Origin of the sequence: Marivita sp., from assembly GCF_051859345.1 — a bacterium.
In the GTDB taxonomy this organism is placed as follows: Bacteria; Pseudomonadota; Alphaproteobacteria; order Rhodobacterales; family Rhodobacteraceae; genus Marivita.
The window spans coordinates 1-22,322 of record NZ_JBHYFV010000004.1; the positions used below are offsets into that span (position 1 = coordinate 1).

The 22,322-nt window shown below is 59.7% G+C and carries 22 protein-coding genes; 14 read left to right on the forward strand and 8 right to left on the reverse strand.

All coding sequences use genetic code 11. The annotated features are described in order from the left end of the window. Nucleotides 1-126: 126 nt before the first annotated feature. A complete protein-coding gene (locus ACTIEN_RS04025) occupies nucleotides 127-1,725 on the forward strand; it encodes an ABC transporter permease (RefSeq protein WP_439521825.1) in 1,599 nt (532 codons plus the stop codon). Next, nucleotides 1,722-2,768, forward strand: a complete 1,047-nt coding sequence (locus tag ACTIEN_RS04030) for a glycosyltransferase family 4 protein (protein WP_439521826.1) — start codon at nucleotides 1,722-1,724, stop codon at nucleotides 2,766-2,768. The genes ACTIEN_RS04025 and ACTIEN_RS04030 overlap by 4 nt, the downstream gene beginning before the upstream one ends. Nucleotides 2,769-2,918: 150 nt before the next feature. On the opposite strand, the gene ACTIEN_RS04035 is transcribed toward ACTIEN_RS04030, so the two are convergent. After that, nucleotides 2,919-3,098, reverse strand: a complete 180-nt coding sequence (locus tag ACTIEN_RS04035) for a PfkB family carbohydrate kinase (RefSeq protein WP_439521992.1) — start codon at nucleotides 3,096-3,098, stop codon at nucleotides 2,919-2,921. A 568-nt stretch (nucleotides 3,099-3,666) separates the two neighbouring features. On the opposite strand from ACTIEN_RS04035, the gene hppD reads away from it, so the two are divergent. Then, nucleotides 3,667-4,773, forward strand: coding sequence for a 4-hydroxyphenylpyruvate dioxygenase (hppD, locus tag ACTIEN_RS04040; protein ID WP_439521827.1), 1,107 nt, complete (start codon nucleotides 3,667-3,669; stop codon nucleotides 4,771-4,773). Beyond that, nucleotides 4,774-5,154, forward strand: a complete 381-nt coding sequence (locus tag ACTIEN_RS04045) for a Rieske (2Fe-2S) protein (RefSeq protein WP_439521828.1) — start codon at nucleotides 4,774-4,776, stop codon at nucleotides 5,152-5,154. It abuts the gene before it with no gap. A gap of 41 nt (nucleotides 5,155-5,195) precedes the next feature. Here ACTIEN_RS04045 and ACTIEN_RS04050 read toward each other — a convergent pair whose 3' ends face one another. After that, nucleotides 5,196-5,597, reverse strand: coding sequence for a MarR family winged helix-turn-helix transcriptional regulator (locus ACTIEN_RS04050; protein WP_439521829.1), 402 nt, complete (start codon nucleotides 5,595-5,597; stop codon nucleotides 5,196-5,198). 109 nt (nucleotides 5,598-5,706) lie between these two features. Between ACTIEN_RS04050 and hmgA the strand changes: the two genes are divergently transcribed. The 7 genes from hmgA to ACTIEN_RS04085 all read left to right on the forward strand — a co-directional run bounded on the left by hmgA (nucleotide 5,707) and on the right by ACTIEN_RS04085 (nucleotide 13,554). Continuing rightward, the gene (gene hmgA, locus ACTIEN_RS04055; RefSeq protein ID WP_439521830.1) at nucleotides 5,707-7,068 is read left to right on the forward strand and encodes a homogentisate 1,2-dioxygenase; all 1,362 of its coding nucleotides are present in this window, start codon (nucleotides 5,707-5,709) and stop codon (nucleotides 7,066-7,068) included. Then, complete coding sequence (locus tag ACTIEN_RS04060; RefSeq protein ID WP_439521831.1) at nucleotides 7,065-8,045, forward strand: fumarylacetoacetate hydrolase family protein; 981 nt, start codon at nucleotides 7,065-7,067, stop codon at nucleotides 8,043-8,045. The genes hmgA and ACTIEN_RS04060 overlap by 4 nt, the downstream gene beginning before the upstream one ends. Then, on the forward strand, nucleotides 8,042-8,992 hold the full coding sequence (locus ACTIEN_RS04065) for an MBL fold metallo-hydrolase (protein WP_439521832.1): 951 nt from the start codon (nucleotides 8,042-8,044) through the stop codon (nucleotides 8,990-8,992). Before ACTIEN_RS04060 ends, ACTIEN_RS04065 begins: the two co-directional genes overlap by 4 nt. 5 nt (nucleotides 8,993-8,997) lie before the next feature. Continuing rightward, entirely contained in the window at nucleotides 8,998-10,620 is a 1,623-nt protein-coding gene (locus ACTIEN_RS04070; RefSeq protein WP_439521833.1) for an FAD-dependent oxidoreductase, read from the forward strand. 3 nt (nucleotides 10,621-10,623) lie between these two features. Further along, nucleotides 10,624-10,896 carry a DUF2783 domain-containing protein gene (locus tag ACTIEN_RS04075; RefSeq protein WP_439521834.1) on the forward strand — a complete coding sequence of 91 codons (273 nt, stop codon included), beginning with the start codon at nucleotides 10,624-10,626 and terminating at the stop codon, nucleotides 10,894-10,896. After that, nucleotides 10,893-12,092: a 3-oxoadipyl-CoA thiolase gene (pcaF, locus tag ACTIEN_RS04080; RefSeq protein WP_439521835.1), complete on the forward strand. Its 1,200-nt coding sequence runs from the start codon at nucleotides 10,893-10,895 to the stop codon at nucleotides 12,090-12,092. Before ACTIEN_RS04075 ends, pcaF begins: the two co-directional genes overlap by 4 nt. Nucleotides 12,093-12,288: 196 nt before the next feature. Further along, entirely contained in the window at nucleotides 12,289-13,554 is a 1,266-nt protein-coding gene (locus tag ACTIEN_RS04085) for a SulP family inorganic anion transporter (protein WP_439521836.1), read from the forward strand. 79 nt (nucleotides 13,555-13,633) lie between these two features. Here ACTIEN_RS04085 and ACTIEN_RS04090 read toward each other — a convergent pair whose 3' ends face one another. The 6 genes from ACTIEN_RS04090 to ACTIEN_RS04115 form a co-directional block, all read right to left on the reverse strand. Further along, the gene (locus tag ACTIEN_RS04090; protein WP_439521837.1) at nucleotides 13,634-14,833 is read right to left on the reverse strand and encodes an acetate/propionate family kinase; all 1,200 of its coding nucleotides are present in this window, start codon (nucleotides 14,831-14,833) and stop codon (nucleotides 13,634-13,636) included. Continuing rightward, a complete protein-coding gene (locus ACTIEN_RS04095; protein WP_439521838.1) occupies nucleotides 14,830-16,257 on the reverse strand; it encodes a bifunctional enoyl-CoA hydratase/phosphate acetyltransferase in 1,428 nt (475 codons plus the stop codon). The genes ACTIEN_RS04090 and ACTIEN_RS04095 overlap by 4 nt, the downstream gene beginning before the upstream one ends. Next, nucleotides 16,244-16,462 (reverse strand): hypothetical protein, encoded by a 219-nt coding sequence (locus tag ACTIEN_RS04100; protein ID WP_439521839.1) that lies wholly within the window; start codon nucleotides 16,460-16,462, stop codon nucleotides 16,244-16,246. Before ACTIEN_RS04100 ends, ACTIEN_RS04095 begins: the two co-directional genes overlap by 14 nt. A 196-nt stretch (nucleotides 16,463-16,658) precedes the next feature. Next, nucleotides 16,659-18,509 carry an SLC13 family permease gene (locus tag ACTIEN_RS04105; RefSeq protein ID WP_439521840.1) on the reverse strand — a complete coding sequence of 617 codons (1,851 nt, stop codon included), beginning with the start codon at nucleotides 18,507-18,509 and terminating at the stop codon, nucleotides 16,659-16,661. A gap of 132 nt (nucleotides 18,510-18,641) precedes the next feature. Next, nucleotides 18,642-19,988, reverse strand: coding sequence for a sensor histidine kinase (locus ACTIEN_RS04110; protein WP_439521841.1), 1,347 nt, complete (start codon nucleotides 19,986-19,988; stop codon nucleotides 18,642-18,644). Continuing rightward, nucleotides 19,985-20,644 (reverse strand): response regulator transcription factor, encoded by a 660-nt coding sequence (locus ACTIEN_RS04115; protein ID WP_439521842.1) that lies wholly within the window; start codon nucleotides 20,642-20,644, stop codon nucleotides 19,985-19,987. The genes ACTIEN_RS04110 and ACTIEN_RS04115 overlap by 4 nt, the downstream gene beginning before the upstream one ends. A 145-nt stretch (nucleotides 20,645-20,789) precedes the next feature. Between ACTIEN_RS04115 and ACTIEN_RS04120 the strand changes: the two genes are divergently transcribed. From ACTIEN_RS04120 to ACTIEN_RS04130, 3 genes are all read left to right on the forward strand, one after another. Further along, nucleotides 20,790-21,074: a PepSY domain-containing protein gene (locus ACTIEN_RS04120; protein ID WP_439521843.1), complete on the forward strand. Its 285-nt coding sequence runs from the start codon at nucleotides 20,790-20,792 to the stop codon at nucleotides 21,072-21,074. Beyond that, nucleotides 21,067-21,726: a cytochrome b/b6 domain-containing protein gene (locus ACTIEN_RS04125; protein ID WP_439521844.1), complete on the forward strand. Its 660-nt coding sequence runs from the start codon at nucleotides 21,067-21,069 to the stop codon at nucleotides 21,724-21,726. The genes ACTIEN_RS04120 and ACTIEN_RS04125 overlap by 8 nt, the downstream gene beginning before the upstream one ends. Nucleotides 21,727-21,903: 177 nt before the next feature. Beyond that, nucleotides 21,904-22,320, forward strand: coding sequence for a hypothetical protein (locus ACTIEN_RS04130; RefSeq protein ID WP_439521845.1), 417 nt, complete (start codon nucleotides 21,904-21,906; stop codon nucleotides 22,318-22,320). Nucleotides 22,321-22,322: the final 2 nt, after the last annotated feature.

The window sequence follows — 22,322 nt, forward strand, 5'->3', positions numbered from 1 at the left end:
CCTCGATCTGCCCCGGCCGCGTGATCCGGACATGGCGCGCACGGCCCGGTTCTCTGACATTGCGGACAGCGTCTTCGCAGCGTTGTCCCAAGGCATGGCGGACAGCCATCCTCCTCTTGTCGCACAATGACCGCCGTCGTCACGGACCCGGCCACGTCCACCGGATGGTTGCGGCGAAACGCGGTGGCGATCCTGGGCATCGTTGGTTTGTTCGTCGTCTGGGATCTCGCCGCGCGCGCCTTTTCAGACGCTTTCGTTCTGGCAGGCCCGTCTGACGTCGTTGTCTATGTGATCGAGAACCATGCGCTGATGGCAAGGGCGCTGGGGGTCACCCTGTCCAATGCGGCCATCGGGTTTGTGCTTGGCAATCTCGCAGCGGTTCTGTTGGCGTTGATCGCCCTGATCTGGCCGCGCAGCGAAGCGGTTGTGACCGGACTTGCGCTTTTCGTGTTCTGTCTTCCCCTTGTTGCCACAGGCCCGATCCTGCGGGTTTTCTTTGGACCGGGACCTTGGCCACAGATCCTTCTCGCGGCACTTGCGGTCTATTACACAACCCTCATTCCGCTGCTTGTGGGTCTTCGCGCGGTGCCTGCCACATGGTTTGACCTTGTTCGCAGCTATGGTCGCGGTCGCGTGGCGACGCTTGTCCATGTGCGCATGATGGCGTCTCTTCCGTATCTCTTTGCAGGCCTGCAAATCGCGGCCCCGGCTGCGTTTCTGGGGGCCATGGTCGGCGAATTCACCGGGGCAGAGCGCGGCATGGGTGTGCTCACGATCCGCGCCATGCGGGCGCTTGATGTCGATATGACGTGGGCGCTGGCCAGTATTGCGACCGCAGTTGCGATCCTTGTCTATCTCGTGATCGGTTGGTTGGCCAAACTGGTTCTTCGTGATCCTCCGCCGGTGATCCTTGCCCCACCGAGCACAGGGGGAAGAGCCGGGAAAACAATCTGGAGACCATTGGCAAATGCCGCCCTCGTCACGGCGGTTATCGTGACGATCTGGTGGGGTGCGCTTGCAGCGCTTGATGTCAGCCCGTTCTTCGCGAAACGACCGGGCGACGTATTTGCTGCGTTGTACCTTGACGGGGATGCGGCGCAGACGCGCGCAACCTTGTTCACGGCTTTGGGGGAAACGGCTGTTTTCCTGTTGCCCGGATACTTTGCCGGTCTCTTTGCCGGAGCGGGACTTGCCATGCTTGTTGTCTTGCAGCCGGCGCTTGCCGGAACCGCGATGACCCTGTCGATTGCGCTGCGGTCGGTGCCGATTGTGACCACAGCGCCGCTTGTTGTGCTGTTGGTCGGGCGGGGTGCTGTCGGTACGATCACCCTGGTTGCGGTCATGGTGTTTTTTCCAACCTTTGTCGCGTGCCTGCATGGTCTTCGGCAGGCACCGGGACAGGTGATGGATGTCTTCAACAGCTTCGCAGCCGGTCCCGTGTCGCAATTGATCCGGGTGCGTATTCCCGCCATGTTGCCCGCGTTTTTTGCTGCCGCAAGAATGAGCGTTCCAGCCTCGGTTCTGGCCGTCACGGTGGTGGAGTGGCTGGCCACGGGAAACGGGATCGGCAGTCTGATGGCGCTCTCGGCGTCTTTGTCGGATTACGACATGCTCTGGAGTGCGGTTGTGCTGGTTTCCGTTCTGTCATCGCTGGGCTATGCTTCTGTAGGATTGCTCGAAGCGCGCGTGCTGCGCGTGTATGCACCTGAGCAGACGACGACATGACACAGCAGTCCGCCTCTTTTGCAATCCCCGGCGATATCACAACGCTGACGGGGGGATATATTTACGAGCGACGCTTGCTCGAAGGATTGCGCGCGGCAGGGCACGACGTGGCGCATCTTCAACTTGGAGCATCCTATCCCGACCCGACACCGGATGAGATGACCGAGGCTGTTGACGCACTGTGCGCCGTTGATCCGAACCGGGTTCTGATCCTCGACGGATTTGTTTCCGGGGCGACCGAAACCTCTGGCCTTGCCCGCGTTCGCGCCCCGATGGTTGCGATGGTCCACCATCCTCTGGCCATGGAAAGTGGCCTTTCCGACGTCCGGCGGGAACACTTGTTCAAGACCGAGCGGGACAATCTTGCGCTGGTTGAGCATGTTCTTGTGCCAAGCCCCCACACCGCCTCGATGCTGACGGAACATTATGGAGTGGCGGCTGATCGCATCACGATCGCGCGTCCGGGGACGAACAGGCCTGGAGGTGTGCCATCCCCGATTGATCCGCCGCTGATCCTGTCCGTCGGGCTTTTGCATCCACGCAAGGGCCACGACATCCTGCTGCACGCCTTGGCAAAGTTAAAGGATGTCGATTGGCAAGCCGTGATCGTCGGGTCGGATCATGACACGGGACACGCGGCACAGCTGATTGATCTGCAACAGTCTCTGGGTCTTGGAGGCCGCGTGCGATTTGCGGGCAAAGTCCCCCAGGATCAGCTGGGGCCGTTGTATCGACAGGCGTCGATTTTTGCCCTTGCCACGCGCTATGAAGGCTATGGGATTGTCTTTGACGAGGCGCTGGCGCACGGCCTGCCCATTGTAAGCTGTAAGACCGGTGCCGTGCCGGACACGGTTCCGGATGACGCTGGCGTCCTGGTGCCCGTGGACGATATAGACGGGTTTTCGCACGCCCTTGGCAGGCTTCTGACCGATCAGAGCAAGCGACGCGACTTTGCCAAAGCAGCCCAAAGGGCCGGGCTGTCTCTGCCGGATTGGTCGGAAACCGCCCGTATCGCAAGCGGCGTTCTCAATCGGCTGGGTTGAGGAAGGCCGTCAACGGATCGAATGGGTTGCCCTATTCCAAAAGGTGCCACATGTCGGGCCATTGGGCCTTGAAACGGAGCATTTCGGAAGTTTTCCGGGGTCGTCATCCCGTAGGCTCTGGCGGATATCGGGCAACGCGCGATCAGATTTCTACAGAACCAAGGCACCGTGATGCGAGACAACATGCGCTGTCAACTGGTCCGCTGAGCGGATCGCCTGGTCGGAACCTTGCCACATGATGCGTCCCGCAAGATATCCCGCATTGAACGAGTCGCCAGCCGCCGTTGTATCGACGATCTGTGCGACCGTTTCGGGGCTATGTCGGCCCAGAGTTTCGGCCGGAGGTTGCGATCAAACACAACCTCGCCACCGGCAGCGCTGATTTCGCGCCAATAGCTGAAACTGCGTTCGCCGTCCTTAAGCTGGATCATGTAAAGACCCACGGATTTTCCCGAGCGCCTGAACATTGCCTTGGTGCCCAATCCGGCATTGGCAAGAAGGTCCAGCGTCTGATCGGACGCGCCGTCGGTTCCGATGGCGCTTAGGTAATCCACCTGATCCTGCTCTGGCAGAATCTTGCGCAGATACCACGCGGTGTCCTTGCAATGCCCGCAGCGTGTGAAGTTGGTCTTGAGCCCCCAATAATGACCCCTGCTCAAGGTGCGGTTGATGCCATTCTGTGGGCTCATCCGTTGACTTTGCGCTGCATTCAGGGGCATATTGTGCACATCTTTGCGTCGCGTCGCCCTCAACTGATGAAGGGAGCGCGACACAATGGTGTCATAAGCAATGGCACGGGGTCGAACCACATGTTCGATTCCGAAGCCCGCGGGCCGGGAAATGTGATTTTTGCGCGGAGGGCACGAAAGCTGCGCAGTCAGATTTCAGGAGTCTCCTTATGGGACCGTTTCCGCACGACGCACCGAAAGCCAAAATCGACGAAGTGAACATCGCCGGAACCGACGGGTTTGAATTTGTAGAATTCGCCCATCCAGAGCCGGGTGTTCTCGAAGACCTGTTCACAAAGATGGGCTATATCGAAGTTGCGCGGCACAAGACCAAGGACATTTCGCTTATCCGGCAGGGTGGGGTGAATTATCTGATCAACCGTGAACCCAACAGCCACGCCGCGCAGTTCGTTCAGGACCACGGACCCTGTGCGCCCGCGATGGCGTGGCGTGTGGTCGATGCGCAGCACGCATTGAAATGTGCGGTGGAGTACGGGGCCAAGGAATACACGGGCGACGGCAAATCCATTGACGTTCCTGCGGTCATCGGCATCGGTGGGTCGCTGCTCTATTTCATCGAAGACTATGACAACGGCAAGACGCCCTACGATGCTGACTTCGAATGGGTTGGCGAACGCGACCCGCGCCCAGAAGGGGCCGGGTTCTATTACATCGACCATCTGACCCACAACGTGATGCAGGGGAACATGGAGACCTGGTACAGGTTCTATGCCACCGCGTTCAACTTCAAGGAAATCAGGTTTTTCGACATCAAGGGCAAGGTCACAGGCCTGACCAGCCGGGCGCTGACCTCGCCCTGTGGCAAGATCCGGATTCCGATCAACGAAAGTGCCGATGATCAAAGCCAGATCGAAGAATATCTCAGGGAATACAAGGGTGAAGGCATCCAGCACATCGCGGTGGCGACAGATGACATCTATGCCTCGACCGATCTGATCGCCGACAATGGCGTCGATTTCATGCCGGGACCACCCGCGCTTTACTACGACAAGAGCCATGACCGGGTAAAAGGCCATGATGAGCCGCTGGATCGGATGAAAAAGCACGGAATCCTGATTGACGGCGAAGGTGTTGTGAACGGCGGATCGACGCGCGTTTTGCTGCAGATCTTCTCGAAGACCGTGATTGGCCCCATCTTTTTCGAATTCATTCAACGCAAGGGGGATGACGGGTTTGGAGAAGGCAATTTCAAGGCGCTGTTTGAATCCATCGAAGAGGACCAGATTCAACGCGGTGTGATTGCCTCGGAGGCATGAGTGCCGCAAGACGGCTGGAAATCCTATTCTGGCGCTCCGGTTGAAGGCACGGGTGTGTGCCGACTGGACGAGGTTCCGGATGGCGACACGCTCTGCCTTGATCTGGACGGCTACCCCATTGTTGTGGTGCGGTTCGGGTGGGAAGTTCTGGCATATGTGAATGCCTGTCCGCATCAGTATCTGCCGCTCAACCACAGGGGCGACCGCCTGATGTCGGCTGACAAGACGATCCTGCGCTGCACCAGCCATGGCGCGGGATTTTCCGCGCGCACAGGTGACGGGGTCGCGGGGTATGGGTTGGGCGCATGTCTTGATCCGGTCCCGGTTCACCTTGATGGCACAACGATCAGGATAGGCCAGGCCGGCGGTATCGGTTCCTGATGTCTTGCTTGATGCCCGAAAGACCAGTGCAAGACCTTGCGTCAGGGCATCTGCGCCATGCGGATCAAGAACCGGCGAACGATTGTGTATTCGTCTGTGGTGAACTCGGACATCAGGCGCTTGTTGTAGCGTTCTGCCTCATTCACCAGATCGTCGAATGCGGCTTTGCCAAGCGCCGTGAGGGACAGCAATTCCTGACGTCGATCGTTTTGCATCTCTGTGCGGATCAAGAACCGGCGCGTTTCAAGCGCCACCACCGCGCGACTGACCTTTGTCTTGTGGATTTTCGCCCGTGAGCAGATGGCCTTCGCCGTCAGATTTCCGTAGCGGCCAAGATGGAACAACACACGCCATTCGGTGCGCAGCATGCCATAATTGGCCTTGTAGAATTTCTGAAACTCCAGGCTGGTCGCCTCGGCCGCCTGATTCAGCAGGTAAGGCATGAAATTCTCAAGAAGAAAGGGCTCTTTTTCCGCCATGGGTGACAAACTGAATGTTGATAGTTACAAAAGCAACCAATAGTTCAGGGGCACGCTGCAAGAGGATGAACTCATGAACAAGGTTTCTGCGCCCCACGGCCTGCAGAGTGCCGCAAGTCCGGTTGGGACTGTCGAAGGCTACATGCCCGGCTTTGGCAATGACTTTGAAACAGAGGCGCTGCCGGGTGCCCTGCCGCAGGGCATGAATTCGCCTCAGAAATGCAACTACGGCCTTTATGGTGAACAACTGTCCGGCACCGCGTTTACCGCGCCCAGCCACCAGAACGAACGCACATGGTGTTATCGCATTCGACCATCGGTCAAACATTCGCATCGCTATACGCAGATTGATCTGCCCTATTGGAAATCCGCCCCCCATATCCCCGAGGGTGTCACGAGCCTTGGTCAGTATCGCTGGGATCCGGTTCCGCATTCGGACGCGCCACTGACCTGGCTCACGGGGATGCGCACCATGACCACCGCAGGGGATGTGAACACACAGGTGGGGATGGCGACGCATATCTACCTCGTCACCGAAAGCATGGTGGATGCCTATTTCTTTTCGGCGGATTCAGAGCTTCTGGTTGTCCCGCAGGAAGGGCGTCTGCGGTTCTGCACAGAGTTGGGTGTGATCGACATCGAGCCGCAGGAAATAGCGATCCTGCCGCGCGGACTGGTGTACCGTGTCGACGTGCTTGACGGGCCATGTCGTGGGTTTGTCTGCGAAAACTACGGCCAAAAGTTCGAATTGCCGGGCAGGGGGCCGATCGGGGCCAACTGCATGGCCAACCCGCGCGATTTCAAGACCCCGGTCGCCGCGTTCGAGGATCGCGAGGTGCCCTCCAGCGTCACCATCAAATGGTGTGGCCAGTTCCACGAGACAAGGATTGGCCAATCGCCGCTGGACGTGGTGGCATGGCACGGCAATTACGCGCCCTGCAAATATGACCTGAAGGCCTATTGCCCTGTCGGCGCGATCCTGTTCGATCATCCCGACCCGTCGATCTTCACCGTTCTGACGGCGCCATCGTCCAGCCCCGGCACGGCGAACATTGATTTTGTCCTGTTCCGCGAACGCTGGATGGTGGCCGAGGATACGTTCCGCCCGCCATGGTATCACAAGAACATCATGTCCGAACTCATGGGCAACATCTATGGTCAGTACGACGCCAAACCCAAGGGCTTTATTCCCGGTGGTGTCAGTCTGCACAACATGATGCTGCCCCACGGGCCGGACAAGACCGCCTTTGAAGGCGCATCGAATGCCGACCTGAAGGCTGAAAAGCTCGACAATACGATGTCCTTCATGTTCGAAACGCGGTTTCCGCAGCATCTGACCCATTTCGCAGGCAAAGAGGCACCGCTGCAGGACGATTACATCGACTGCTGGGACAGCCTTGAAAAGAAATTCGACGGCACACCGGGCAAGAAATGAAGGTTGCAACCCGCCCGATCCCCGGCAAATCTCATCGGCATGACGGCGAGTTGGTGGTTGTATCCGACGATCTGCGCAGCTGTCGGCGGGTCCGCGATCTGACCCTTCAGGATGTGCTCGATTCCGATGTGACGGAAGACGACCTGCGTCCGCATCTCGCAAAACAGGAAGACTTTGTGCCGGCGTCTGCCCACGCACCCCTGCCGCGCGCGTATCAGTTTCTGGATGGATCAGCGTATGTGAACCATGTCGAACTGGTGCGAAAGGCGCGCGGCGCCCAGATGCCGGACAGCTTCTGGAGCGATCCACTGATGTATCAGGGTCTGTCGGTCTTTGCCGCCCCGTGCGCCCCGATTTTGGGAAAAGAAGACTGGGGCATCGATTTCGAAGCCGAGGTCGCCGTGATCACCCGGCATGTCCCGCTTGGCGTGACGGCCGAAGATGCCGCCGGTTACATCGCCTATGTCATGCTTCTGAACGATGTCTCCCTGCGCAACCTGATCCCGCCTGAGCTTTCCAAGGGTTTTGGCTTTGTCCATTCCAAACCCATCTCTGCCTGTTCACCTGTCGCGGTCACACCGGATGTGCTGCCGGGATGGGATGGGCGCAAGCTGCACGGCACGCTGCGCGTCGATCTGAACGGCACGCCCTTTGGCCGTGCCGATGCGGGCATCGACATGACCTTCGATTTCGGCGATCTGATCGCCCATGCCGCCAAGACCCGCGCGCTGCCCGCCGGATCGGTCATTGGGTCGGGCACCATTTCCAACAAACTCGACAACGGCCCCGGCAAGACAGTTGCGGAGGGTGGCGCGGGCTACTCTTGCATCGCGGAGCAGCGCATGGTCGAGACGATCTTGCACGGCGGCCCCCGCACGCCCTTTATGGCAGCGGGCGATCATGTAGAGATCTGGATGGAAGACCAATCCGGTCAGGACATCTTTGGACACATTTCACAGACGGTGGAGACGATATGAGCAAGGCTTTCGCATCACAGGGCGACATGACCGAAAAGACGATCACCTTCGATGAGATCGGTGAAGGGCTTTATGCCTTTACCGCCGAGGGGGACCCGAACTCGGGTGTCATCGTCGGCGATGACAGCGTGATGATCATCGAGGCGCAGGCGACGCCGCGTCTGGCCAACAAGGTGATCGACAAGGTACGCGAGGTCACTGACAAGCCGATCAGCCATGTCGTTCTGACCCATTACCACGCCGTGCGCGTATTGGGGGCGTCCGCCTTTGATTCCGACCAGGTGATCATGTCGGACACCGCGCGCGCTATGGTCGTGGAACGCGGACAAGAGGACTGGGACAGCGAATTTCAGCGTTTCCCCCGCCTGTTTGAAGGGCACGAGAGCATTCCCGGCCTCACATGGCCGACCACAACCTTCAGCGACAGCATGACCGTGTACCTTGGCAACCGCCGCGTTGACATCAAGCAGATCGGGCGCGCCCATACGGCGGGTGACGCAGTGATACATGTTCCGGACCAGAACGTGATGTTCACTGGCGACATCGTCGAGGATCATTCCGCCTGTTATTGCGGCGACGGCTATTTTGCTGATTGGGGCACCACGCTTGATGCGATCAAATCCTACGATGTCGACGCCATTGCACCGGGACGCGGAGGAGCACTTGTGGGCAAGGATGCGGTCGAACGCGCCATCGAAAGCACCCGTGATTTTGTCGAAAGCACCTATCGGCCGGCAGCCCGCGTCGCCGTAAAGGGCGGGACGCTCAAGGATGCGTGGGACGCGGTGCGCGATGCCTGCGATCCCAAGTTCAGGGATTATGCCATCTACGAACATTGCCTGCCCTTCAACGTCGCCCGCGCCTATGACGAAGCGCGCGGCATCTGGCATCCGCGCATCTGGACCGCGCAACGCGACCTTGAAATGTGGGAGGCCTTGCAGGGATAATCGCGATGGTTGCCGTCAGATACCAAACCGCATTTCGCCTCTACCCTTATGAAAAAGTCGCGGATCAGACGGCAGAAAGCCCGGTCCGCCATCCCGTCGTGATTGTCGGAGGAGGGCCGATTGGCATGGCCCTTGCGCTTGATCTGGGCACGCGGGGCATCCCCTGTGTGGTGCTGGATGACCACGACGGCGTCGGCATGGGCAGTCGCGCCATCTGTTTCGCGAAACGCACGCTTGAGATTTGCGATCGGTTGGGCTGTGGCGATCCGATGGTCGACAAAGGCGTCGTCTGGAATGTTGGCCGTGTCTACCGCGATGAAAAAGAAGTCTATTCGTTCAATCTCTTGCCCGAAGACGGCCACAAGCGCCCTGCTTTCATCAACCTGCAACAACCGTATTTCGAACAGTTCCTCGTGGAGGAAATCCGACGCCAACAGGCGCTGGGCGCGCCGATCGACATTCGCGGACAAAACTGCGTGACGGCCATGGAGCAGAAGGCCGATCATGTTGTGCTGGATGTCGATACACCTGACGGTGCCTATCGGATCGAGGCCGACTATCTGGTTGCCTGTGACGGGGCAAATTCGCCCATTCGCGCCATGATGGGACTTGATTTCGAAGGTCGTGTGTTCGAGGACAATTTCCTGATTGCCGACATCCGCATGCTTGCGGATTTCCCGGTCGAACGGCGGTTCTGGTTCGATCCACCTTTCAACCGTGGCGAAACCGCCCTCTTGCACAAACAGCCCGATGATGTCTGGCGGCTCGACTTTCAACTGGGTTGGAACATTGATCGCAAGGCAGAGCTTGATCCGTCCCGCATACGGGGTCGTGTGTCGGCGATGATCGGATCGGATATCGACTACGAGCTTGTCTGGACGTCGATTTACACCTTTCGCTGCTGCACCATGAAAGACTACCGCCATGGCCGCGTGTTCTTTGCCGGGGACAGTGCGCATCAGGTCAGTCCCTTTGGGGCACGCGGGGCAAATGGGGGCATTCAGGACATTGACAACCTCGCATGGAAACTGGCGGCGGTGATCAAGGGGGATGCCCCGGATGAATTGCTTGACAGTTACCATCAGGAACGCAAGCACGGGGCGCTTGAAAACATCAAGAACTCGTCCCGTTCGGCTGATTTCCTGACCCCGCGCAATCCCGCCCATGCGCTGTTCCGGGATGCGGTGCTTGATCTGGTAGAGCATTTTGATTTTGCCCGCCCGATGGTGAATTCCGGTCGTCTGTCCGTGCCTTGCACCTATGATGTCTCTGCGCTGAACGGTGCGGATGCGCTTTCCGGCGGACCGCCCCGGTCGCGCCCCGGCAGTCCGTGCAGCGATGCCCCAATCGGGGATGGGTTTCTGCTGGATCGTCTTGACGGCGGTTTTTCCGTGATCGCAATCAATACCGCGATACCTGAAGGCATGGTGGTGGCGGAGCAGGCGGTCGATGTCATCAACCTGACGACGGAGACTGACACCAGCGGGGCGCTGCGCGACCGTTATCTGGGGGATACCCCATCTGCGGTCTATCTGATCCGACCTGATCAGCATGTCGCGGCACGTTGGGCCAGTCTGGATTTGGCTGCAATTGAATTCGCGCTGAACCAAGCATTAGGAAAGGCCTGAGCGATGAGCGACCTCAACCTCGCCCCGAATTTCGACAACACCGATGATTTCTATGCGGCGTTGCTTTCGGCACATGAGGGCCTGTCGGAACCTGAAATGCACGCGCTGAATGCACGCCTGATCCTGATCCTTGCAAATCATATCGGCGATCAGGATATCCTGACCCAGGCGCTGGACGCTGCGGCGCCAAAGGGGGGCCGTGACAAAGCGAAGGCGGATACCGAGGCAGGGATTGGTACGATGGGGACTGCGCGGCGCGAGGGATCTGAGACATGACCGACGTTTTTATATGCGACTACATCCGGACCCCGATTGGCCGCTATGGTGGGGCGTTGTCGTCTGTGCGCACCGATGATCTGGGGGCCATCCCGCTTTCGGCACTGGCCCGGCGCAACCCTGAACTGGATCTTTCGGCAATCGACGAGGTGATCTTTGGTTGCGCCAATCAGGCAGGTGAAGACAATCGCAACGTGGCCCGAATGGCGCTACTGCTTGCGGGGTATCCCGACACGGTGCCGGGTACCACCATGAACAGGCTATGTGGGTCTGGCATGGATGCCGTCATAGCAGCAGCCCGTGCCATCAAAGCCGGAGAAGCCGAACTGATGGTGGCGGGGGGTGTCGAGTCGATGTCGCGTGCGCCCTTTGTGATGCCCAAGGCGACGGCGGCGTTTTCGCGTGCAAACGAAGTATACGACACCACCATTGGCTGGCGCTTTGTCAACAAGCTGATAAAGGCTCAATACGGTGTCGACAGCATGCCCGAGACTGCCGAAAACGTGGCTGAGGATTTCGGCGTCAGTCGTGCTGATCAGGACGCGTTCTCCCTGCGGTCGCAACACAAGGCTGGCGCGGCGATGGCAAACGGTCGTCTTGCGCAGGAAATCACGCCGGTCAACATTCCGCAGCGCAAGGGCGATCCGGTGGTGGTTGTCACGGACGAACATCCGCGTCCCTCCACGACGCTGGCCGATCTGCAAAATCTCAAGCCATTTGTGAAGGCTGACGGGACGGTCACTGCGGGCAATGCGTCGGGTGTCAATGACGGGTCCGCCGCGTTGATCCTTGCAACGAAAGAAGCCGCCGTACGACATGGACTGACCCCGATGGCACGGGTTCTTGGCGGGGCCACCGCAGGTATCGCGCCACGCATCATGGGGCTTGGTCCAGTGCCGGCATCGAAAAAGCTGATGGCGCGGCTGGGTCTTGGGCCGGACGACTTTGCAGTCATTGAATTGAACGAAGCTTTTGCCGCTCAGGGGCTTGCCACGCTCCGTGAACTGGGGATCGCGGATGACGACCCTCGCGTAAACCGCAATGGCGGGGCCATCGCGCTGGGCCATCCGCTTGGCATGTCGGGTGCCCGGATCACCGGCACGGCGATGCTTGATCTGAAACCGGGCGAAAAGTCGCTTTCGACCATGTGCATCGGCGTTGGCCAGGGGATCGCGATTGCTCTGGAACGTGTGTAGCCCGTTGATCCTTGATACACGCGGCGCGACGGTCGGGAAGCTGTCTTCCGCCTTTACGACCAATGCGCCGAACAGGGGGACAGCGCGTATTCCTATGTCCAGGTCATCCGGTCTGACGTGACCCCGTTCAGGGCAATTTTGACCCGGCCCGTCACACTCTATTGATCTCCCTCTGTCCGGAGTCCTAGAACATGCCATGAAGCCCAAACTCTTGACCACACTCGCCACCTATGATCGCGCGCAATTCGCAAGCGATCTCATGGCTGGCGTGACCGTGGCGATGGTGGCGTTGCCCCTGAGTCTGGCGATTGCCATTGCCTCGGGGGCGACACCGGAAAAAGGGTTGGTGACGGCCATTGTCGGCGGTTTCCTGATTTCGGCGTTCGGGGGCAGCCGCGTGCAGATCGGCGGCCCGACGGGTGCCTTTATCGTGGTGGTTTTCGGTGTCATCGCCGAACACGGGTATGACGGGCTTGTCCTCGCAACGCTCATGGCGGGGGTGATCATGCTGGTCGCTGGATACATGCGTGCCGGAAATCTGGTGGCCTATGTACCGGAACCGGTGATCAACGGCTTCACCATCGGAATCGCGATCATCATTGCGACAAGCCAGCTGAAGGATTTTTTCGGCCTGTCGATGGCGCAACCGCCCGCAGAGTTTGTTGGCAAACTCGAAGCGCTTTGGTCTGAGAGACATACCTTGAATTTCCAGGCTGTCGGGATCGGTCTTGCCACGATGGTCTTGATAGTAGGGTTGCGCCGCATCGCACCAAAGTTTCCGGGGCTTGTCGTGGCGGTTGGCGTGACCTCGGCGTTCGTCGCCGTGGCGATGCTGCCTGTCGATACGATCTTTTCCCGGTTTGGCGCATTTCCCAACACGTTGCCGATGCCTGCGCTGCCTGAGATCAGTTTGGAACGGATGGTCGAACTGCTGCCTTCGGCAATTGTCATCGCGTTTCTCGCAAGCATCGAGTCGCTGTTGTCTGCCATGGTGGCGGACAAGATGATCGGCGGTCATCACCGGCCGAATGCCGAGGTGCTGGCACAGGGGTTTGCCAATATCGGTTCGGCGCTTTTTGGCGGCCTGCCTGCCACCGGAGCCATCGCGCGTACGGCGACCAATGTCCGCGCCGGTGCCAAAACGCCTGTCGCGGGGATTGTCCACGCCCTGACCATTCTGATTGTCATGCTGGCCTTTGCACCTGTGGCCGGTTTTCTTGCCATGCCCGCGCTGGCCGGTTTGCTGATCCTGACGGCCTGGAACATGAGCGAGCCCCACAAGTGGCGCGGATATCTGCAAACACGTCTGTCGGATGGGGTCCTTCTGGTTCTGACACTGGTTTTGACCGTGTTTGCGGATCTGACCATTGCCATCGGTGTTGGCGTTTCGGTGGGTCTTGCGCTGCGATTGCGACGCGGCAAGGCGTCGATCGAAAGCGATTGGACGCCGCCGGATCGCTAAGCCAGCGCGCCCTCCGGTATCGGTTCAGACAGGGCTTCGTGTGACGGATCACCGCTTGGTTTGCGGGACATCTCCTGTTTCAGTCGGAACCAGCCCCTGTCTGGGTCAGCGCCCGGGTCGCCCGCGCCACAACCACTTCTTCGTTCGTCGGGATGACCAGCACGTCGATGTCGGAACTCGGCCCGCTGATGCGTGTGGCATGACCGTCATTTGCATCAGGGTCGATCGCCACCCCCATCCAGCACAGCCGGTCGCAGATCTGTCGACGGATGCGGGCGGAGTTTTCGCCAATTCCCGCCGTAAACACAAGCGCATCCAGTCCACCGATGGTCGACGCGAGGGCGGCCAGTTCGCTGGTGGCCCGGTGGCAAAACAGGTCGATGGCTTCTTGCGCCTGCGCCGATGTGTCTGCTTCCAGAACGGCCATATCGTTGCTGATGCCGGACACACCCAGAAGACCCGACTCCTTGTAAAGCATGGTCGAGATGTCTGTCGCCGACAGACCCTTTTCTTGCAGAAGGTAAAGAATGACACCGGGATCCAGCGTCCCGCAGCGACGACCCATCACCAGACCGTCCAACGCGGTGAAGCCCATGCTGGTTGCGACGCTGCGCCGGTTCTTCATCGCACACATGCTTGCTCCGCTGCCCAGATGGGCGACGATCACACGCCCGTTGGCCTTGTCGCCAAGATACGCGGGCAGGGTGCTTGCGATGTAGTCATAGGACAGGCCATGAAACCCGTAGCGAATGATGCCCTCGTCGCTAAGCGCGCGCGGCAGGGCAAAGAGTTGCGCAAGCCGGTCTTGTGTCCGATGAAAGCTTGTATCGAAGCACGCAACCTGTGTCAGTCCCGGTATTGAGGCGGCGACACAGCGGATGGCAGCCAGATTGTGGGGCTGGTGCATTGGCGCAAGTGGGCTGAGTGACTCAAGCTCTGCCAAAAGCGCGTCAGTGATCAGCGCCGGTTCGGCGTGATGACGCCCGCCATGCACAACGCGGTGCCCGACAGCTTTGATGGTGACGCCGCCCTGATGGGCATTCACCCAGTCAAGGAGTTCAGGAATAAGGTCGTCCTGACCTGTCTCCAGATCCATCGGCGGAAGATCCTTGCCCGACATGGCAAGGCCATCCGCATCTTTTGCCGAAAAGACCGGATTACTGCCGATACCCGAAATCTTGCCACGCAGGAGAACATCCAGGGCACCGTCACCATCGCCATAGATTGCGAATTTGAGGCTGGAGGAGCCCGCGTTCAGAACAAGGATCGCGTTTGTCATGGAACTGCTGGTGTCTGGTGGCTGATGAAAAGCTGCGCCAATGCACATGAGGCAAGCCGCGATACGGCACTGTCGGCCCGGCTTGTCAGGATGACAGGGACGCGCGCGCCCAATACGATGCCTGCGGCGTCCGCGCCTGCCAGATAGATCAGTTGCTTGGCGATCATGTTGGCGGCTTCCAGATCGGGCGCGACAAGGATGTCGGCAATGCCGGCCACATCCGACACGATGCCCTTGGCCGCGACGGCTGCCGGGGAAATGGCGTTGTCAAAAGCCAACGGTCCGTCAAGCAGCCCACCTGTGATCTGTCCCCGGTCAGCCATCTTGCACAGCGCTGCGGCGTCGACTGTCGATGCGATGCGAGGATTGACCGTTTCGACAGCCGACAGGATCGCAACCTTGGGCACCTCGATTCCCAGCGCGAGCCCAAGGTCGATGGCGTTTTGCACGATGTCGCGCTTCATCGCGAGGTCCGGGTAGATATTGATCGCAGCATCCGTGATCAGCAGCGGCTTGGGATAGGTCGGCACATCAAGCACATAAACATGGCTCATACGCCGTTCGGTCCGCAGGCCAAGCGTGTCATCCACCACAGCTTCCATCAACTCGTCAGTGTGCAGCGACCCTTTCATGAGCGCCTTGACCTTGCCGGAACGGACCAGTGCCACCGCTGCTGCCGCGGCCGCGTGGCTGTGGGGCATGTCCACAAGTTCGAACCCGTCCAGAGAACGTCCGGCCTCTTGTGCGGCCGCTTCGATCTTGGTCCTTGGGCCGACCAGAACAGGCAGGATCATGCCTTGGTGTGCCGCGTCCAGTGCGCCGGTCAAAGACAGGGCGTCGCAGGGGTGAACAACGGCGGTGCGCACCGGCTCAAGCGCCTCTGTTGCGTCGATCAACCGTGCGTATTGCGCACCCTGTGCGTGCAGATGGATCTCGGGAAGGACCGCGCGGGGCCGGTGAACCTTGTCGCGCGGAGCGATTACGGTGGCCACACCGTCGATCGCGGTCTCGCCGTCTTGGTTCAGGCAGGTGCAGGCCATCAAAAGACGCCCCTGTTCAAGCTTTTCACTGACCTCGACCCGCACGGTGACTGTGTCGCCCAGACCCACCGGGGCCTTGAAGCTCAGGCTTTGGTCAAGAAAGATCGTTCCGGGTCCGGGAAGTTCGGTGCCCAGCACCGCCGAAATGAGAGCGCCGCCCCACATGCCATGGGCGATGACCCCGTGGAACATGTCGGTTCGCGCATATTCCGCATCCACATGGGCAGGGTTCACATCGCCGGACATTACGGCGAACAGCTCGATATCCTGCGGTTTCAGTGTCCGCGTCAGTTCGGCGCTGTCTCCGACCATGATCTCGTCGTAGGTTTTGTTTTCAATGAATTGCATCGTGGTGGTCGGATTTCCCTGTTCACGCGCGGACATTCTGGCCTCCAAAGACACGGGCGCTGGCAGCCGACACCTTGCGGAAACCGTCGCCGGTCAAGATGACAGCAACGTGACCGACATCTTGCGTGGAGGCAAGTTCGCGATCAGGCTTGAGCGGTTTCAGCCCGCCAGGTGCGCCGGTTCCGGGTTTGACGCTGAAGGTCTCGGTGAGGTGCCTTGTGGTGGTTTTCATGTCGTCCAACAGGCGAGCTCCTTCGTTGGTTGGCAGGCAATGCGCCATCCTTTCGCCACCCTTAACCCGGTTCAGGTGGCGCAGCATTGATCTGGATTGGTTTTGCAACAACAGGATCAGAATCTGCGATCGCGGCTCCGGTTATGCTCCGTCTGCCCCTGTTTCAGGCGCGTGTCCCTTGGTCGGGTGGGCGTTCGCGATGGGTCTACAAAGGCCAGACGAGCAACAACAGCGGCATGCTGACCGTGACGACCAAAAGCTCGACAAGCAGACCCAGCCGCCAGTAATCGCCGAACCGGAACCCGCCGGGGCCAAGAATCAAGGTGTTGTTCTGATGCCCGATCGGCGTGAGAAACGCACAGGATGCGCCAATCGCAACAGCCATCAGGAAACTGTCCGGATTGACGTCCAGCGTCGCGGCAATCCCAAGCGCAATGGGACACAGGATGGCCGCCGTGGCGGCGTTGTTCATCACATCAGACAGGAACATGGTTGTCATCAGGACCACAGCCAGCGCCGCAATCGGACTGCCTTGCGCAATCGTTTCGACAAGGAATCGCGCCAACAGGTCGGCGGTTCCGGTGGTTTGCATGGCACCGGCAACCGGGATTAGCGCGGCCAGCAATACAATGACCGGCCAATCAATCGACGTGTAAATGTCCCTTAAAGGGATCGTGCGCAAAAGCATCGAGGCCAGAACCCCGAGCGCAAAACCCACGGCAGCAGGCAGCAGGCCCAGTGTCACCACCCCGATTGCCCCCAGCATGATCGCGCCGGCGATGAACGCCATGCGTTTGTCCGGGATGCGCAATTCCCGTTCTCCCAGTGGAACGCAGCCGGTGTCGTTGATGAATTCGGACATCATCTCTGCCGGTCCCTGCATCAAGAGCAGATCCCCGGACTTCAGTTTCAAGCTGCGGAGCCGCGTCTGCGGGGGACGACCTTCGCGCGACACGGCCAACAGGTTAAGCCCGTAACGCGTGCGCAGCCGCAGATCGCTGGCCGAACGCCCGACGATTGTCGCGCTGGGAAGGACGGCGATTTCCCGCAATATGATGTCCTCGTCGCGATCATCGCTGTCGTCGTTTTGGTCGTCGCTTGCGGAGGTTTCCGATTTGACGGATCTTGATGCATTTTCGGGTGCGTTCTCTTTGTCGTCCAGTTCGGATTTCTGCGCCTCAAGCGTGATGTCGAACACCGACAGCGCCTCGGCCAGCGCCTCGACATCGGCCTGAAGGACCAGAATGTCATCCGCGTGAATGCGGCGCCCCCCATGCGGCGCGGTGATCCGCACCTCGTTGCGCACCATGCCGACGATCTGCGCCCCGCTGTCCTTGATCTCGTTCTCAAAGCCGCGCAGTGTCATTCCGATCGCTTTGCCCTTCTCGGGCACACGCACCTCGGTGAGGTAGGTGCCGGTGTCAAAACCGCCGTCCGCAGCAGACTTGCGGGCGGGCACCAGCCGCCATCCGATAACCGCGACAAAGACAACACCCAATGCCGCAACCGCGACTCCGACCGGGGCAAAGTCGAACATTGCGAACTGGCCCAGCCCGGCCTCTTCCCGGAAGCCCGAAACGATGAGGTTTGGCGGTGTTCCCACCAGCGTGGTCATGCCGCCAAGAATGGTGCCGAACGCAAGCGGCATCAGAACCTGTCCGGGAGTGAGGTCAAGTCGACCAGAAAGTTGCATGGCGATCGGCATCAACAGCGCCATCGCTCCGACATTATTCATGAATCCTGACAGCGTTGCCCCCAACCCGATCAAGGCCAGCATGGTCGCCATGCGCCCCGCATCGCGCGGCAGGATGCTGCGCGCCAGCCAGTCCACGGCACCGGTGTTGCGCAGTCCCTGACTGAGCACCAGCACACAGGCCACAGTGATCACCGCCGGGTGCCCAAAACCTGCAAAGGCATGGGCTGATGGAACCAGCCCTGCAATGACGCACGCAATCAGCGCTGCCAGAGCGACCACATCATGGCGCAAGCGACCCCACAGGAACAACGCCATCATGCTGGCGAGAATGGCGAAGATCAGGATTTGCGGGTGGGTCAAGACGATGGCTTTCGTTCTGGGTTGTCGGTCAGGGCAGGTTTCGTGACCGGAAATTGAGACGCGTCAGCCCTGTGGGTTACCCAGTCCAATCGGATAAAGCCACGCGAACACAGTTGACTGTTTGGATCAAGACTAACTGTAAGACGTGTTCGGAGCGACAGAAAGCTTGATCCGGGCTTCGAACCCGTCTGCCTGCTTTGTACGCGGCGAGTTGAGGATCAGTTGACTGCCGATCCGATCCGCGATGGCTGCGACAATGGCAAGGCCAAGACCACTTCCCGTGGTGTCAGGCCCGGCCCGTTCAAAACGCGCTGTCAGATCCGCCAGTTTGTCTTTTGGAACCACGGGGCCGGCATTGGCCACGCACAATGTGCCATCTTGCGCCATGTCCACGGTGACGGGTTCCGTGTCTGACCCATGCCGCAAAGCGTTCTCGACGAGATTGCGGCACAAGATGCCAAAGACGTCCGGGTCAAGGTCGGACATCACGGGTGCTTCCGGAAGCGACAGTGTTACCCGGTCGCGTGTTGTGGTGCGGGCGATTTCGTCGATGACGATGCGTGCGATGTTGCGCAGATCGGATGTCTGGTCGAACCGAAGGCGGCCACCTTCGGCACGGGCCAGCTGCATCAACCGTTCAGACAGGCGGGTCAGCCGTTTCAGCGTCGCCTCGATATTCGTGGCGCGCGCCTTGGCAGCGGGTTCCCCGGTCTCTGACTGAAGTCGTTGCGCCTGCGCAATGGCCCCGGCAAGCGGTGTGCGCAATTCATGAGCCGCGTTGGCTGCAAAGCTGCGCTCGGCGTCAAATGCGCTATTGAGGCGGTTCAGAAGTGCATTCAGGGTTGCCGCCACGGGTGCGATTTCCAGCGGAATGTCATCCTCGGGAACGGGTGACAGGTCGCGCGCACCGCGTGCGTCAAGCCGTTCGCGGAACCGGCGCACGGACTTAAAGCTTGCCCTCACGGCAAGGGCGATGGCGAGCAGGGCAAGCGGGATCACAAACAGGAGCGGCAGGCCCAACCCCATCTGGATTTCACGCGCGACTTCGGCGCGATGGTCAAGCGGTTCGGCAACCGAAATGCGAATGCTGCTCTGCAAGGCCTCATCGTTGTAAAGCCTGTGGGTCGCCGTCTGGCGAAAGCCCGTCCCTTCGTAAGGCGGAAACACCGTTGGATCGGCGGAGTGTGATTGCAGCAGGATGCGCCCGCTTGCGTCGCGGACGACATAGGTGAAAAATTCGGTATGTTCGCGGACCGATCCAAGCCGTTGGGTCACGCCGTCGTCTTCGCGACTGACAATCTCCTGAACGGCAAGCGGCAGCAGGCGCTGTGCCGTTTCCTGAAGGGCAGAGTCGAAGACCTCGTCCATTTCATGTCGCAGGATGACCGCCGTCACAGAGGCCGCCACGATCCATAACAAGGTCAACAGAACGCCGAGCAGAAGTCCCAACCGGACCTGAAGACTGCGCGGCAGTCTCATGGCGTCCCCAAACGATAGCCCAAACCGCGTTCGGTCTGGATAATCCGAGCCCCCAGCTTTTTGCGCAGGCGACTGATATGAACCTCGATCGTGTTGCTTTCGACTTCGGTGTCGAAGGCGTACAGCTTGTCTTCAAGCTGCATCTTGGACAGCAATTGTCCGGGGCGCGACAGGAACGCGTCGAACAGCGCCCATTCGCGCGCGGTCAGGTACACCGCCTTGCCATCGCGCCGGATGCTTCGGGCTGCAAGGTCGATCTCTAGCGCTCCATGGCTGATGATCGGGTTTGGATTGCCGGAATAGCGCCGTGCGACCGACCCGATCCGCGCGGACAGTTCTGCGAGGTCGAAAGGTTTGACAAGGTAATCATCAGCCCCCGCATTCAGCCCGTCGATCCGGTCTGAAATCTGATCCAGTGCGGTCAGGATAATCACCGGCGTGACATCCCCTCGGGATCGCAAGGCCTTAAGAAATCCGATCCCGCGCCCATCTGGCAGCATGAGGTCAAGCAGGATCAGATCATACCCCGTGGCGGCAATCGCATCGCCAGCCGCATCAAGGCGGGACACCCAGTCCACGGATTGGCCATCGGCGGCAATCTGGTCGCGTACGGCGGCACCCAGAACGGTATCATCTTCGATCAGCAGGATACGCATGGCATTCGGGTTCCTTTGTTTCACAAGGCTTCTTGACCCATCTTGCTGACGCCAGGCTGACGCAAAACAGCCTGCTTGCTTCAGGAACCCGTCAGGTTCGAGGCGCATGGTGTGACCAAGTCAGCCCCAATCCGGAGTGTGCCGCATGAAGAAGACACTGACAATATTTGCAATTCTCGTGGGTTTTTCGGCGGGTGCGGCAAGTGCCGACGATGACGATTGTTTTGTTCCCATGGCCGACTGGCATCCACGCGAAGCGGTGGCTCGGATGGCGATGGACAATGGCTGGACCGTGCGCCGGATCAAGATCGACGATGGCTGTTACGAAATAGACGGTCGCGATGCGCAGGGGCGCCGGATTGAGGTGACCGTTCATCCGCAGACCTTGAACATAATTGATTTCGAATACGAGGATGAAGACGATGACTGAAACGTCTGCACGCAACATGTCGTCAGCCCCGGACGTGAGTGGAGGCATGGTCCGGGTCTGGGATCCCCTAATCCGGACCTTTCACTGGAGTCTGGTTGCAGCCTTTGCCGTGGCCTATCTCAGCGCCGAAGACCTGAGCACAGTACACGAGATCACGGGCTACGCGGTCGCCGGACTGATTGCTTTCCGGTTGATCTGGGGACTGGTCGGCAGCAAATACGCGCGGTTCTCACAATTCCTGAGAGGTCCGTCGCACACGATCCGCTATATGGGTGAGGTCATGCGCGGCACGGAACAGCGGTATCTTGGCCACAACCCGGCTGGGGCCATCATGACGGTTGCCTTGCTCCTGACGCTTGCGGGCACTGCCTTGACCGGGTGGCTGCTGGAAGACGAGGGCCGCGTTGCGATGCTGCCTGAGCTGCCGCAGATCGTCACTCCGGCCTATGCCGATGGCGACGACGAGCGGAATGGTGGACGCGGTTCCGAAGCCCTGGAAGAGGCGCATGAGGTGCTTGCGAACCTTATGCTGTTCCTGATTGCTGTCCATGTCGGCGGGGTGGTCCTGACCTCTTTCCGCCATAGGGAAAACCTCGTTCGTGCCATGGTGACCGGGCAAAAGTGCGCGCCGGATAGTGACGATATGACTTGAACTTCCCCCCGCGCCGAACGTCCCTTCGGCGTTTCCTGGGCCCCATCGCATTCGCTGGGGCCCTTTTTTGTTCCGACGACTTTCTGACGGCAAGCTGAAGCAAATATCCGCACTGCGTCAGGAAGACATCAGGTGGTGTCCCCAGATTGATCCCAGCACACAAATGGAGACACAACCATGAAAAAGACATTCGCCTTTCTTGCAGCGACCACGGCTCTTTCTGCGGCCGTCAGCGCACCGGCCTGGAGCGCAATACATACAATTGACGGGTCAGCTTTGCCTGTCCCGGCAGTTCTAATGGCCGGTCAGGTTGAGATGCCGCTGGTTCTTGCTCGTGACGATGATGACCGCGCGGACCGCAATGGATCCCGCCATGTAGACGACGATGACCACCATCGCACATATCGCAGTGACGCACGTCACGACGACGACGACGATGACGAGTGCGATGACGACGACGATGACGATGACGATGATGATGATGATGACGATTGTGGCGGCAACCCGCGCAACGCAGCACCTGCGGGCACTGTTGCTCCGCCAAAGAATGGTCTTTTCGGCAACGCTACACCTCCAAAAGTTCAGATGAACTGACC